Origin of the sequence: Rhodococcus sp. 06-235-1A (assembly GCF_002258785.1) — a bacterium.
Taxonomy (GTDB): domain Bacteria; phylum Actinomycetota; class Actinomycetes; order Mycobacteriales; family Mycobacteriaceae; genus Rhodococcoides.
Genome location: NZ_NOYI01000015.1, coordinates 1 through 13,875, shown reverse-complemented (window position 1 = coordinate 13,875; position 13,875 = coordinate 1). Strand labels below are relative to the sequence as shown.

At 65.2% G+C, this 13,875-nt stretch carries 13 protein-coding genes; 3 read left to right on the top strand and 10 right to left on the bottom strand.

Translation table 11 applies throughout. The annotated features are described in order from the left end of the window. The 7 genes from CH275_RS16365 to CH275_RS16335 all read right to left on the bottom strand — a co-directional run. Positions 1–129 (bottom strand): biotin carboxylase N-terminal domain-containing protein (locus tag CH275_RS16365; RefSeq protein ID WP_141216918.1); only part of this gene is annotated, 129 nt, incomplete at its 3' end. Positions 130–246: 117 nt separating this feature from the next. Continuing rightward, a complete protein-coding gene (locus tag CH275_RS16360; protein ID WP_094679404.1) occupies positions 247–1,716 on the bottom strand; it encodes a condensation domain-containing protein in 1,470 nt (489 codons plus the stop codon). Positions 1,717–1,840: 124 nt separating this feature from the next. Beyond that, a complete protein-coding gene (locus CH275_RS16355) occupies positions 1,841–2,254 on the bottom strand; it encodes a SufE family protein (protein WP_094679403.1) in 414 nt (137 codons plus the stop codon). After that, on the bottom strand, positions 2,251–3,147 hold the full coding sequence (locus tag CH275_RS16350) for a sulfurtransferase (RefSeq protein ID WP_094679402.1): 897 nt from the start codon (positions 3,145–3,147) through the stop codon (positions 2,251–2,253). Before CH275_RS16350 ends, CH275_RS16355 begins: the two co-directional genes overlap by 4 nt. 113 nt (positions 3,148–3,260) lie before the next feature. Continuing rightward, on the bottom strand, positions 3,261–4,634 hold the full coding sequence (locus CH275_RS16345) for a condensation domain-containing protein (RefSeq protein WP_179276179.1): 1,374 nt from the start codon (positions 4,632–4,634) through the stop codon (positions 3,261–3,263). Continuing rightward, positions 4,612–6,069, bottom strand: a complete 1,458-nt coding sequence (locus CH275_RS16340) for a condensation domain-containing protein (RefSeq protein ID WP_094679400.1) — start codon at positions 6,067–6,069, stop codon at positions 4,612–4,614. Before CH275_RS16340 ends, CH275_RS16345 begins: the two co-directional genes overlap by 23 nt. A 46-nt stretch (positions 6,070–6,115) precedes the next feature. Next, entirely contained in the window at positions 6,116–7,564 is a 1,449-nt protein-coding gene (locus CH275_RS16335) for a condensation domain-containing protein (RefSeq protein WP_094679399.1), read from the bottom strand. A gap of 550 nt (positions 7,565–8,114) precedes the next feature. Here CH275_RS16335 and CH275_RS16330 point away from each other — a divergent pair. Further along, entirely contained in the window at positions 8,115–9,461 is a 1,347-nt protein-coding gene (locus tag CH275_RS16330) for a hypothetical protein (RefSeq protein ID WP_094679398.1), read from the top strand. Between the two features lie 4 nt (positions 9,462–9,465). Here the strand turns inward: CH275_RS16330 and CH275_RS16325 are convergent, their stop codons facing one another. Beyond that, complete coding sequence (locus tag CH275_RS16325; protein ID WP_094679397.1) at positions 9,466–10,743, bottom strand: glycosyltransferase; 1,278 nt, start codon at positions 10,741–10,743, stop codon at positions 9,466–9,468. A 142-nt stretch (positions 10,744–10,885) separates the two neighbouring features. On the opposite strand from CH275_RS16325, the gene CH275_RS16320 reads away from it, so the two are divergent. Both CH275_RS16320 and CH275_RS16315 read left to right on the top strand, forming a co-directional pair. Beyond that, complete coding sequence (locus CH275_RS16320) at positions 10,886–12,268, top strand: hypothetical protein (RefSeq protein WP_094679406.1); 1,383 nt, start codon at positions 10,886–10,888, stop codon at positions 12,266–12,268. Positions 12,269–12,381: 113 nt separating this feature from the next. Next, positions 12,382–12,825: a flavodoxin domain-containing protein gene (locus CH275_RS16315; protein WP_094679396.1), complete on the top strand. Its 444-nt coding sequence runs from the start codon at positions 12,382–12,384 to the stop codon at positions 12,823–12,825. 12 nt (positions 12,826–12,837) lie between these two features. On the opposite strand, the gene CH275_RS16310 is transcribed toward CH275_RS16315, so the two are convergent. Beyond that, positions 12,838–13,500 carry a Maf family protein gene (locus tag CH275_RS16310; RefSeq protein ID WP_256991065.1) on the bottom strand — a complete coding sequence of 221 codons (663 nt, stop codon included), beginning with the start codon at positions 13,498–13,500 and terminating at the stop codon, positions 12,838–12,840. A 2-nt stretch (positions 13,501–13,502) separates the two neighbouring features. After that, complete coding sequence (locus tag CH275_RS16305) at positions 13,503–13,823, bottom strand: acyl-CoA carboxylase epsilon subunit (protein ID WP_094679395.1); 321 nt, start codon at positions 13,821–13,823, stop codon at positions 13,503–13,505. Positions 13,824–13,875: the final 52 nt, after the last annotated feature.

Below are 13,875 nucleotides of genomic sequence, written 5' to 3'. Positions count from 1 at the left end.
ATCGGGCTCGGCATACACAGCGACACTGGCCAACCCGGCATCAGCAGCCGCCCGGATCACCCGAACCGCGATCTCACCACGATTGGCAACAAGAACCTTGGTGATCTGAGCACTGGCATGGCTGGGCACTGAGCCTCCTACAGGATGTTTATCGCGTGCATCGTTACGAACGTCACGTCGGAGTCTAAGCACCGGCACCGACGGCGTTGCAATCGGTCCGCGCAGCCGCGCCGACCCCGACGTGCGCTACTGATTGGTAGGAATTCGACCGGTATCGACGCGTCCGTCACCGGGCCGCTCGGGGTCAGCGCTGTGGATCGAGGCGGACCCGGTTTCTGCGACCTCCACCAGCAGCCTTCGGAATGCGCCGATGTACTCGTGGACCCGCGCCGTTGCCTGTTCGGTGTTGGGGTAGCGAGCCGCGATGTTGATTCCCTGCGGAGTGCGATTGATCCACACGTACACGTCGTGCTGGTACTGCTTGCTGCGCAGCGCACGGGCGTTCCAGTCCGGCCAGTGCTCTGCGGCAGGCGCGAACCGCACATCCATGAACGAGACGACGAAACGGGGACGCGCGGAGTAGCCGAGGGTCGTGAACACCCGATCCAGAGGAACTCGGGCGATCGGCTTGGTCTTCTTCACTTCGGCCGAGGCGGCGGCGACCACCGAACCGAAGGAATCCGTGTCGGCGATATCGAACGAGATGGGGCACAGTCCGACGAACCAACCCAGTGCCGACGCCCACTGGGGCTCGTCCCGGGTGTGGACCGGAGTCACCGTGCGGAATCGAGTGCCGCCGCCCAGTTCGGTGCCGGTGATGGACAGCACTGCGAGGAGTCCGGCGAACAGGCTGTGTCCCGTCTTTCGGCAGGCGACCGAGAACGAGTCGGCCTGCTCGGGGTCGAGCACCCACGCCGACAGACCGCCCTGCGGCACGTCGTCCGGGCTCGGATCGCCGATGTCGAGAGGAAACGCGGGTAGCTCACCATCGCCCTCGACGAGGAAGTCCCGCCAGATCCTCACCGCATCGTGAGAATGCTCGAGCTCTGCATTCCGCTCGCGCTCGGACGAGCCGAAATCGAGATAGCTGCCTGCCTCGAACAGAGCCGCAGGCGGACCACCGAGTTCTTCTCCGTACAGAGCAGCGATCTCGTGCGCTACCAGCACCGTGGACAGACCGTCGATGATCGAATGATCCGCGGCGAAGAACACGGTGATCGGGCGCGTCTCGTCCACCGGTTCGAGAGTGACGAAGGCGTACGCGGGCCAGATCAGCGGTGAGGTGAACTCGTCGAACAGGTACTGGAGGTGCTCGAACACCTCGCTCGATTGCGCACACCGTTCCTGCTCGACCTGCCAGATGTCGATGGCCCCCTGCGCCGCGGTCACCCGCGTCATCTCGCCCGTCACCTCGTCGATCGACGCGCTCGAACGCATCGCCTCGTGCCGGTCGATCCAGTTCAGAACGGCCTGGCGAAACGCAGGCTTGTTCAAGGGGCCTGCGATCTCGAAGGCCGCGCCGAGCCACGATTCACGACCGCGACGAGGACTGCTCAGGCTCGTACGAAGGTGCGCCTCGTGCACGTAGGACGTCGGTCGGGCATCGGGACGCCACCCTGCTGCTTCCGGAGTGCGGGCCTGCGGGCCGACGCTGGGTATCCACTCGGTGAGCGTGCCCGCGGGAACCGCGTAGTCCGCCAGCTCCGTGAACTCCATATCGGCAGCAACCAACCTTCGTCGTAAGCATCGGGGGACTGGGCAACGGTGCCCTGCCCACAAAGTCTAACGACGACCCGTTGTATCGATCAAGACGACGGCGCGCCCCACCGAGCCGTCGCCGTCAGCGAAGGTGACGCTTGATCCGTGCCAACATCGCCGACATTCCGCGCAGGCGCAGTGGGCTGACCGCGTCGCTGAGCCCGAGCGCCGAGTAGAAATCGTCCGGCACGTCGAGGATCTCCTGCGCGCTGAGCCCGTCGAGACCCTGCGCCAGGATCGAGGCGAACCCGCGGGTCGTCGGAGCTTCCGGCGGCGCGCTGAAGTACAGCCGGATTCGCGCGGGATCGCCTGCCTCAACCGACAGGAACAGCGGCGACTGGCACTCCGGCACCGGTTCCATCGCATCCTGGGCAAGGTGCTCGGGCAATGGAGGCAGTTCGCGACTGAACTCGAGCAGCAGCTGCAGCTTGTCCTGGCCCTCCACCGCGGCGAAATCCTCGACGATCTCGGACAGCGATTCCGGAAGCGAACTCATCGAGTGGCCGGAGCCGATCCGGGCTCCTCGCCCTTCGCGATCGGAACACGAACGGCATTGCCCCATTCGGTCCACGAGCCGTCGTAGTTGCGCACCGAGTCGTATCCCAGCAGGTGGGTCAGAACGAACCAGGTGTGGCTCGACCGCTCACCGATGCGGCAGTAGGCGATCACGTCATCGGTCGCGGAGGTGCCGGAGTAGATCTCGTCGAGTTCCTTGCGCGAACGGAAGCGCCCGTCCGGTGCGGCCGCCTTGGCCCAGGGGATGCTCACGGCGGTGGGGATGTGGCCGCCCCGCAATGCGCCTTCTTCCGGGTAGTCGGGCATGTGGGTGCGCTCGCCGGTGTACTCGGCGGGGGAGCGGACGTCGATCAGCGGCACCGTGCCGAGCGAGCCGAGTACATCGGAGGCGAATGCGCGAATGGGCGCATCGTCGCGTTCGACCACCGGGTAGTCCGTTGCCGGGAACTCGGGGACGTCGAGAGTGGTGTCGCGGTTCTCGGACAACCAGGCGTCGCGGCCGCCGTCGAGCAGACGAACGTCCTGATGCCCGAACAGTGTGAACACCCAGAGTGCGTACGCAGCCCACCAGTTGCTCTTGTCGCCGTACACGACGATGGTGTCTTCCCTCGAAATGCCCTTTCGGCTCAGCAGTTTCGAGAACTGCTCGCCGTCGATGTAATCGCGGGTGACCGGGTCGTTGAGGTCGAGATGCCAGTCGATCTTGACCGCGCCGGGAATGTGGCCGACGTCGTAGAGCAACACGTCCTCGTCGGATTCGACGACGCGAAGGCCTGGGGTGCCGAGATGAGCGGACAGCCATTCGGTCGATACGAGGCGATCCGGATGCGCATAGTCGGCGAACGTTGCGTTGGAATCGGTTGGTACAGGCACGTATCGGCTCCTACGGAAGATATTCGGCTGGCGGCCCGCCCGGGGGTGAACGGTCTGCACCGTCGATCCTATGCGGTACCGCCGCCGAAGAGCACGAGTGGAGCCGATGTTCCTCAGGGAGCCAGGGCAGCGACGCCGGGCTGCATGGTGGACGCGCGCATGAGCGCCACCAGTTCGTCGACGAATGCGGCCATCACCGAGCGTGCTGTTGCGGTGTCGGGGAATCGTGATCGCAACGCCAGGCCGGTTGTCGTGCGGGAGACCCAGAACTGCGCATCGTCGGAGACCGTGGCATTGCTGATGTGGTGTGCGTTCGACTCCTCGAAGTGTTCGTGTCCTTCGATTCGGGTGTAGTCGATGTACGACACCATGAACACGTCTTGCCGCGACAAGGTGAAGGCATCCCCGAGATTGGCCAGTACTTGTGGAACAGGAACGGTGCTCAGCGGGAGGGCAGCGCGAAACGCGTTGTGCGCGGCGGTGATCGTGTCGGTGAGGTCGGGATGGACGTCCACGGTCATCGGAGCATTGGTGGTGAACCAACCCAGGGCACGCGAGAACTGTGCTCGGTGTCGAGTGTGCAGCGGAAACAGGAACGGTACGTGTGCGGGACCGCCGATACCGGTGCAGGCCTGCGCTATCGCCGCGACGACACCGGCGAACATTCCGGCTTCGGATCGGGCGCAGACGCGCTCGAAGGCAAGTGTCTGCGCGGCGTCGAGCAATGGGTGGACAGTCGTTGCCTGCACAGCGGTGTCGCCGTCGGCAACCCCGAGGTCGAACGGGAATCTCGGCGTCGTGCCGCCGCACTCGGTGAGAAAATCGGACCACCGAACCATGCGCTCGTCGGTGGGATCGACGAGCGGCTCGGTGGCCTCGAGGAGGCAGTACTCGACGAAGCCGCCTACCGGAGGCAGGTCGACGTTCGGCTGCGACGGGCATCGGCGATAGGCGTCGTACAGCGTGTGGATCTCGTCGACGACGACTGCAATCGACATGGCGTCGACGTGGGCGTGGTCGAATGCGCACAACACCGTCGAGGTATCGGGTCGATCGATTCCGAAGCAACTGTACGATGGGAATCGTCTTGCATCGCAGCCTCGTTCGAGTGACATCCGGAGGCGCTCCCGTAGCGCGGAAGTCGAGGCGAAAGTGGATCGCGTCGATTGCCTGATCTCGATAGCGCCCGGCCCGTAGAGCATCCGCTCGATACCGGGCGTCCCGAGAACGAAGGAGTTTCGCAGCGTGTCGTGGCGGTCGATCAGGTACTGGAATGCCCACTCGAGTGCTTCGACATCGAGGCTGCCCGGAACGTCGAACGACCCAGCGATCCAGACACGTTCGGCCTCGCCTAGGTCGCCGAGATGGAACCGCTGGTTGAACGACGGCGGAATCGGCGACGGCAGCGGCTCGCCGTGGACGGTTGCAGAGAACTCGACCAGGGTGCCCGCGCGAGGGGCGTACTCAGTGATCGAGGTGACCCGCACCGGCCGGCTCCCTGACGAGATGGTCGACGGTCAGCGTGTAATCGCCCTCGCGTGCAACGGTTTCGAGCACATGGGCCAGGTGCGCGTGGTATCTCCGCACCGATTCGGCGGCGACGTCGGTGTCGGGGGTCTGGGCCACCAGGTACAGGTGCTCACCGTCGCGATTGATCCACATCGATGCGTTCGATGTCGAACCCTCTCCGGTGAAGTGCTTCGCTCGCGTGTCCGCGTCGCGTCCGACGCCGGGGAACCAGCGAAAGTCGATGTAGGAAAGCATGTTCGGACTCACGGCCAACTCGCTGCCGAGAGTGCCGTCGGCAGCGAGGGCACCCAGTACGGCGTGCACCGGTGCTTCTGCGATGTGCTTGGCCCGCTCGAAGCCCTGATGGGCAAGTGCTGCGACATCGGAGAACTTGTCGGCACCTCCTACCTCGAACGCGACCGGTGCGAAGTTGACGAACCAGCCCTGAGACTGTCCGTAGTCGCCGTGGTGGCGGGTGCTCAGCACGGTGATCCCGAAATACTCTGCAGTGCCTGCCAGTTCGAAGTCGGTGATACCGACGGCAGCGAATATTCCGCTGCTCATCCTGGCGCCGGCGGACTTGCACGCGGCATCGAACGCGGCCGTCGAGTCCTTGTCCAGCAGGTGGCGTTCGACGATGCGGACCGGGGCTCGCTCACCGGGTTCGAGCCCGAGGTCGAGCGGGAATCGGGGCATTCGGCCGTCGTGTCCGGTGAAGATGTCGCGCCAGGCGGCTATCTCGGGAGAGTCGGGCCCGAAGGTCGCGGCACGTGCTCGTTCGTCGGCCGCGTAGACGAGGTGGCTGCCGGCCTCGGCGGGCACCGGCGCCTCCGCACCGGTCTCGAGCAGGTACAGATCTGCCAGCTCGCTGATCACCAACGCCTGCGAGCCGCCGTCGGTGAACGCATGGTCCGCACCGTAGTACAGCGTGAAGCTGCCGGGTCGGGCGACGACGCCGACGACGAATCCAGGCCATACGTCGGCGGTTGCTTCGGTCGAGAAGCGGTGTCGCACGTACCGTTGGAACTGATCGTCGTCCGTCGATTCTCCGGCGTTCAGAACGTCGAAGGCTGCGACATCGGGTGCAGCCAGGTGGCGAACGACCGCGCCGCCCTCGATCTCGAACCAGCATCGCAAGCCCTCGTGACGCAGGACGTAGGCCGTCAGGGCGCGGCTCATCGCGTCCGTGTCCACGTCACCGTCGATCTCGGTCGCCACCCCGGTGTACGCGGTATGGACATCGCCGCGTTCACGCGCAGCCCAAGCAGCCTTCAGGTGGTCCTCCTGCAGGAACGAGGGCGGAGTCGAATCGACAGGTGCCGCTGCAGCACTCGCCTGGGCAGCGGAGGTCGGGTGCCACTCCAGCAGACGACCAGGAGCAGGGTTCCAGCTGCCCATTGCGGTGATGATCATCGTCGGTTCATCCCTTTCGATACGAGCCGCGGGCTACACGGATGTCTCACTCTGCGGCGACGCCCACCGACTGCACGGCCGACGTGAGCACCGTATCGGTACCGGCCTCGGAGTCGATCACCGCCGTCAACACTGCTACGAACTCGGTGATGAACCGATGGACGTTGGTGGACGCGACATCCGAGCTGGGGAACCGTGCGGAGATGTTGAGCCCTTCGAGTGTTCGGTTGACCCAGAAGTAGACCTCGTCGTCGGCGTGGCAATTGCTCCGCAGGGCCCGACCCTTGCGAGCCTGCCATTGCGCGGCGTCCGGAAGGAAACGCAGATCGATGTACGAGACCACGAAACGGGGAATCTCCGTCGACTCGAGAATCTGGGCGATCTTCGAGTACGGCATACGCGCCAGACCCTTGTTCGCCGCGCCTGCAGTTGCCGCTGCTTCGAGCGCCTCGCCGAAGGTACGAGCGTTGTCGAGCTGGATCTCCATCGGCAGAATCCCGACGTACCAGCCGACCGAGGCGGCCCACTTCTGTTCGTCTCTGGTGTGCATCGGCATCACGGTGCGCAACGATGTACGGCCGGACAGACGGGTGTTCGTCAGCGCGAGAGCAGCGAGTATGCCGGCCTGCATGTTGTACCCGGCGGCGCGGCATGCCGCGTTGTAGGCATCCGACTGATCCGAGGTCAGCAGCCAGGACGAGATGCTGCTCTGGGCAGCGGGGGCGTCGCTCGTCGGCTGTCGATCGACTGCGACCGGGAGCGGGAAACCGGGAAAGCGACCGTTCTCCACGGCCAGGAAGTTCTGCCAGGTGCGGACGGCGCTGTGGTCGCCGGTCAGCGACTCGCCGAGTACCCGCTCGGACTCGCTGAAGTCGACGTAGCTGCCCACCTCGGGCAGCTCCGGGTCGGTCCCCTCCAGCGCCTGTGCGTACAGCCGGTCGATCTCGTTGATGGCGTAGATCTGGCTGTAGGCATCCATCACCGAGTGGTCGGCAGCGAAGGCGAGCAGAAACGACTCCCCTGGCCCGTTCGAGAGCGCACGTGCGGCGTCGTCCGGTTCGATGGTCGCGAGAACGAAGTGCGGCCACGCCGTCGGCGACACCGTCTCGCCGAACCAGGAGTGCAGATGGCTGAAGACCTGCGTTTCGGTCCGTGGCTCGTCGTGTGCTCGATCCAGTACCTGCACAGCGTCCGTCGGGGCGGTGTAGCGAAGCCACGAGCCCGATTCCGCGTCACGCCGAACCTTGGTTCGGAACGCCTCGTGGCGACCCATGTACGCGATGATGGTCGCCCGCACTGCTTCGACGTCGTAGCGGCGATGAATCTCGAACACGGTCCCGATCCACGAGCCCGGTGCGCTGCGCTCGCAATGATCCTGGTGGGTGAAGGACAGCCCACGGGGGTCCGGAGCCCAACGCTCGTCGTCGACGCGGGGGACCCACTCGGTGAGGCGGCCGGAGGGGAGGGGGTAGTCGGCGAGTTCGGTGTATTCCATGTGAGTCCTCTTCAGTTCCGGGCACGGCCGTCGGTGTTCGGCGTCAGTTCGGTATTCGCGTTATATCGATTACGGTCGAGTCGCGAATGTAAAGCGGTCGAGTCGTGAGTGTGGATTCGGCTCGTCTTTATCTGACTGCTGCAGGACTGCCGCTTTCTGCATTGAAAGAACAACGTCATTGCTGTCGACCCGAACTGAGTACAAATACACGATAGGGGGAAAGCTAAACTATTTCGCGACGCGTAAAAGTAATACTTCTCACTGCCGTAGCTCTTGACCCGCCGGTCTCCGATCGGTGTCGCGTCGAGACTCGATTGACGTATCTTACGACCATCTCACCAGGTTCGCAGGTCGTTTTGATGACAGGTCACACAGGCGCGGAGTCGAGGGCTACGTCCGGGGCACACAACGCACGCCACTCCACGGCTCGAACATGGCGTGAGACACAACGGGAGCGATTGCAGATCGACCTATTGCCGAATGTGAATACGTATCGGGAGGTGAATTCACACCGCCGCCCCCGTTTCGTAAGTTGTAGTAGGTTCGGCGCGTGACTCGAATTGGATTTGCCGATCACCTGTTCTTGCGAATGCATCACGGCATCGGATTTCCCGTCTACAACCAGTTTCTCTGGTGGTTCGACGAATCGATCCAGCGAGAAGACCTGGAAAATCTACGTGACAACCTGTCCGACGGTCTGCTTGCGCGCCGAGTGGATGCTTCGGCGGTACCGACCGCTCGTGAACGTTGGGTGAACTCGGCGGTCTCCCACCCACTCGATTTTCACGAGCACTCGATCGATCCGTCGAAGGTGCGGGACTGGGCCGACGGACGCCTCGATTCCGACATCGATCCCGAGACAGGCCTGGGATGGCGGCTTGCGGCCGCTCCGTTGGCGGACGGCGGAACCGTTCTGTCGTTGACCGCCTCGCACATGGTCGCAGACGGCGGCGCCCTGGTCTCCGCGTTCAGGTCTGCGAATTCCGGCACCGACCAACGACGGCTGGACCCGACAGCGCACGGACTGGCGGCCATCGGGTCGGACGTGAAAGACGCCGCGGGGCAGCTGCTGTCCGCTGCCGGATGGTTGTTGAACACCGCAGTATCAGCGCTCCCGGTCCCCGCCCGATCAGCGCCGGCATCCGGTGCCCCGCGTGTTCGCCCGAATCGCTCGGACGTGACGACCGGTCCGGCGGTCGGCTCGGAATGGACATCACCTCACCTCGTTGCCGAGTTGGACGCACCCACCTGGAGATCCGCAGCCGAAAAATGGGGCGGCACGTCGAACTCACTGTTCATCGCTGTGCTGACAGCGGCGTCCGGGGCTGCCGGGCGCGCGTCGATCGGAGACACGGTGCAGTGGTCGCTGCCCGTCAGCGACCGCACCGACACCGACACCCGTTCCAATGCAACCAAGATCGTCAAGATCGATGTCCCCGTCACCGAGGCCACCGCCCTCGATCTGTCGCCGGTTCGGGCGATCTGTAAGTCGGCGTTCGGCGCTTTCGCCGCGAAGCAGGCCGCCGGTCATGCGCCCGTCGGCATCTCGCAGGCTCTCGTTCAGATGCTGCCCGACGCCGTGGTCGCGCGTATTCCGCAGCCTCGGGACGGTGCCGAAGGGTTGGCCTCCAACCTGGGTGTTCTGCCCGACGATTTCACCACGGTGGCGGGGGTCCGAGCTCGCGCGGTCTCGGGCAGAGCAACCTTCGTCGGGGCCGATGCCGAGTTCGCGCGCTCGTTGGACGGTGGTCTCACGGCGTGGGTGTGCGAGACGGACACCTCTGTCACCGTGACCGTCCACGCCATGGATCCCGATCGGTTCCCCGACGATCGAGCGCTGCGTGACCACATGAGCACTGCACTGGAACGCTGGGACTTGTCCGCACGTTTCTGGTGAGCCGTCAGCGGTCACGCGCGGCGGCCTCGGCGATGTCGGCAGCTGCGGCCACGGCCACCTCCGTCGGTGCCACGGTGTCGGCGAGTCGGCGTGCCGCACGTCTGGCACCGTCGGTGGTGATGTCGGTGATTCCCTGCAGTAGCTGGGATTCGGACAGCGTCGAGAACTTGATGCTCGCCCCGGCCCCGATGCGGCGCAATGCGGCTCCCCAGAACGGCTGGTCGGCACTGAACCAGCACACGAGAGTCGGCAGGCCGGCTCGTGCACTCGCGGCCGTCGTGCCCGCGCCGCCGTGGTGAACAGCAGCCATGCACCGCGGGAACACGCTCGCGTGATCGACCGAATCGACGATCATGATGTCCGGATTCGACCGATCGGCGACCGATTCGGCACCGTCGAGATCACTCCAGCCGGCGCAGACCAGGGCTCGGACACCCAGCCGTCGGCAGACGTGCTCGATCATGCGCAACAGTGCCGCGGGGTCGGGTACCGGCATGCTGCCGAATCCGAAGTACACCGGGGCGGACCCTGCCTGCAGCCACCGATTCAGCGCGGGATCGATGTCGTGCTGCCCGCTGTTCAGCCCGAGAAATCCGACGAAGGGACGCAGCGGCCCCCACTGCTCGACCAGCCCGGGAAACAGTGCCGACTCGTAGGCCTGGATCTCGACACCGCCGTAACGTTCGGACCGGACGGGCAACGAATCGCGGGTCGATGCCAGTCCGAGGGACGCTCTCTGGGTGTTCTCACGAGTCTTCATCGACCTCCACCGCAGCGCTTCCGCCACTGCCCACATCGATCGGTTGACGGGGCCCGGCAGGACGAGTCCGGGGCTCACCGGCACGGCACCGTTTTGCCTGAGTGGGCAATAGTGAAGTGCCACAAAAGCATTGCCCGCAGACTCCGCAATGTTGAAGGCCATCTCCTGCCCCAGCGAGCCGGTGACGATCGCGTCGCTACCCTCGGCCATCTGCTCGAGCTCGGCCGTCATCTGGTCCCAACCATGGTTGGCCAATTCGGCCAGAGCCGCCATTCTGGTTCTCGGGTTACGTGACTTGATCCGCACCCGGATCAGCTCCGACTCCAAGAGTCGATGAGTGTCGGGACCGAACGAGACCACCTGGACTCCCTGGGCCCCAGCCATTTTCGCGCGCGCGAAGTCCAGCAGGTTGGGGGGTGCGCCGAACAACACATCGTGCCCGCGATGTGCAAACTCCATGCCGAGGGCCACACCGGGCGTCACATCACCGCGGCTCCCGTTGAACGGCATCACGAACTTCATACAGTCCTTCGCAGTTGCGTCGGCTCGAGATCGACCTCAACCTACCAGTACTGCCCGCCCCGGTCCGATGCGGAAAACATATGGTGGAAAACACATTTGCCACCCTCCTGCGGGCACACTCGCGCAGCGATAGTCTCGCGTGGTGGAAAGACTGACCTACGACGACGACCTGTTCCTACGCATGGAATGCGTCCTCGGGGTACCCGTGGTGAACCAGATCGTCTGGCGATTCGACGGCCCGGTTGCGCTGGATGCCCTCGAGTCGATGTGGCGCATGCTCGCCGCAGGGCCGATCGACCGGTCCGTTCGACGGGCACGGGTGCCGGGAGCGCGAGACAGCTGGACCGCAGCACGCACATCGGCCGATCCTGTTTTTCTCGCAGCTCCGATCGCCCGCGAGGCAGTCGACCGGTGGATCGAGGACGAGGCGGCCGTGAGGCTGGACCCCATCGAGGGACCGGCGTGGCGGCTGTCCGCGACCACAGTCGAGACCGGCGGCACGGTCGTCTCGTTGGTGGGCTCCCATGTCGTCGGCGACGGCGGTGCCCTGACCTCTGCCGCCGCGGCGGCGCTGAACGGCCGCGCTGTGCCGAACGACTTCGAGCGCGTCGGACTCGACAATTCCGCCTCCTCGTCGGCGCTGGCCGCTGCCGACGTCGCCGACGGTATCGGCCGGATCGGCACGGCGTTCTCGGGCGCGGCGCGAGCGCTCGGCAGCGCCGCGGTGAAGGCGCTACGAGCGCGTGCGACGGCGCCCGCCGACCCAGGTCCCGGAGTGCCGAACGCAACCGCCACGAGCGCGGACGGTCCGCGGGCGATGGTCGCACCGACGGAGGGTGCGTGGGTCCCGAGCACTGTCGTCGTCGACTGCCTGTCCGCGGACTGGGCCGCCGCCGCAGCAAGCAAGGGCGGTAGCTCCAACAGTCTGCTCGTCGCCGTGGTGCTCGGGATCCTGACCGGCAGCGGACGGATCACGACGGAGGATCAGGTGCGTGTCGCACTCCCGGTCAGTACCCGGACCACGGGTGATCGGCGTGCCAACGCGACGTCCGGTGTTTCGATCCACGTCGCCGCGGGCGGAAAATACCGCAACGACCTCGGCGCAATACGAGCGTCGAGCAAGCAAGCATTCCTGGCTCAGGCCGACCGCACTGCGATCACGTCGTTCGAGCTGCTCAAACCGCTGATGCAGTTGCTGCCCGACGCGATCGTCGCCAAGCTGGCCGCGTCCGGATCGGCACCGCTGTGCCTGTGCTCGAATCTCGGCAATCGAGGCGTTGCGCTCCGCACCATCGGGGGCGTCGACGCCACCGCGGTAGCGATGAGGTCGATCACGCAGAACACCGATGTGGCGTTGTTGCGCCGCACGGGCGGCGGAGTCAGCGCGTGGTGGAACGAATCGGGCGAGCGTGCGACCCTGTGCGTCACCGGTCTCGATCCGGACAGATTCCCCAGCAAGGACCACTTGCGCGGACTGGTCGAGGCCGAATACGAGAGATGGAATCTGACGCCCGAATTCTGGTGACCTCGAGAGAAGTCACAACCGCGCGTGGACGGATTTTCGACCGGATCGCCGGTGCAGCTATGCTTTCCGACTGTTCGTGTGTTCGAGCTGGAGTGAGAAAAGGGGAGCGATCCATGGCAGTGGTCGTGTTGTTCGGGTCCGAGACCGGTACGGCCGAGGAGGTCGCCGACAAGATCGCGGACGTCCTCAGCGATCATGACGCCGAGGTACGCGACATGCTCGAGTACGAGGTCTCCGACATCGACACGGACGACTTCCACGTGATCATCTGCTCCACCTATGGAGACGGCGAGCTACCCACCGGTGCAGAGCCCTTCTTCGATGCGCTCGTCGAGGACGCGCCGGACCTTGGCGGACTGCAGTTCGCTGTGTTCGGACTGGGCGACCGGGTCTACGAGGACACCTTCAACCGCGGTGGCGAGATCATTGCCGAGAAGCTCACCGAACTCGGTGCCAAGCAGATCGGTACCCACGCTCGGCACGACAGCTCGTCCAACATCAAGCCCAAGACCATGGCCGAGGAATGGGCAGGCGAACTGATCGACCTACTGCCCTGACGGCGGCCACGGCTACGACGAGGTTGGACTCCACAGCTCGGCCAACGACGTTCCCACGCGGTTGAGCAGGGTTCGAACAAGCGGCAAACCTATGCCGATGACCGACGACGGATCGCCCTCGATGCGGTCCACGAACCAGCCACCGAGCCCGTCCAACGTGAACGCCCCGGCGACCGACAGCGGCTCACCGGAGGCGAGGTAGGCTTCCAGATCCACCGACGAGGGCGTCGCGAAGTGCACGACGGTCGAACTGTGCGCAGCGGCCTGAGCCACGACGACGCCGTCCGACAATCGAAGCACCGAGTGACCGGTCAGCAGTACACCGCTGCTGCCGGCCATCGACTGCCATCTCTCGCGCGCCACGTCGACCGAGTGCGGCTTACCGTGCAGCTCGCCGCCGATCGACAGCATCGAATCGCACCCGACGATCACCAGATCGCTCGGGGTGTCCGTGAAGGTCTCGGACACAGCCGCGGCCTTGGCGCGGGCCAGTTCCGTCACCACCGTCTCCGGAGAAGCAGAGGGCCCGAGCGCAGCGGTCAGTGCGTCCTCGTCGACTCCCGATACTCGGACGATCGGCTCGACCCCGGCACCGCGAAGCACCGACAATCGAGCCGGTGACGCGGACGCGAGTACCAACCGGACCGCGCCTCGTGCACCTTCCGTGTGCGGCACCGTCACCGCGTGTGGCGGCCCGACGCGGCGTACGAATACGCCGACTGAGCCGCGAAACGGCGGTGCAGCGACTCCGGCGACCCCCACAGCTCACGTGGTCGAGAATCGGCCGTCGACGCCGCCGAACCACCCTGGGCAGCGGTCAGAACCGCCACCAGAGCGGCGAGATCCTCGTCGTTCGGATTGCCCTTCACCACGCGAACGTCCGAGGACACGGATGACGCGGAGGGCGCGTCGTTCTCTGCAGCATGATTCGCGTCGCCGCTCGCTGCGTCGTGATTCGCTTCGCCGCTCGCTGCGTCATGATTCGCTTCGCCGCTCATAGTGGGATGTTTCCGTGTTTCTTGGGTGGGAGGGTCACTTGTTTGCGTTCGA

What these genes read in the sequence shown, in the direction of transcription:
- CH275_RS16335 (WP_094679399.1), bottom strand. Translation starts at nt 7,564, where the DNA reads ATGGAATACACCGAACTCGCCGACTACCCCCTCCCCTCCGGCCGCCTC.
- CH275_RS16305 (WP_094679395.1), bottom strand. Translation starts at nt 13,823, where the DNA reads ATGAGCGGCGAAGCGAATCATGACGCAGCGAGCGGCGAAGCGAATCAC.
- CH275_RS16315 (WP_094679396.1), top strand. Translation starts at nt 12,382, where the DNA reads ATGGCAGTGGTCGTGTTGTTCGGGTCCGAGACCGGTACGGCCGAGGAG.
- CH275_RS16355 (WP_094679403.1), bottom strand. Translation starts at nt 2,254, where the DNA reads ATGAGTTCGCTTCCGGAATCGCTGTCCGAGATCGTCGAGGATTTCGCC.
- CH275_RS16340 (WP_094679400.1), bottom strand. Translation starts at nt 6,069, where the DNA reads ATGATCATCACCGCAATGGGCAGCTGGAACCCTGCTCCTGGTCGTCTG.
- CH275_RS16325 (WP_094679397.1), bottom strand. Translation starts at nt 10,743, where the DNA reads ATGAAGTTCGTGATGCCGTTCAACGGGAGCCGCGGTGATGTGACGCCC.
- CH275_RS16360 (WP_094679404.1), bottom strand. Translation starts at nt 1,716, where the DNA reads ATGGAGTTCACGGAGCTGGCGGACTACGCGGTTCCCGCGGGCACGCTC.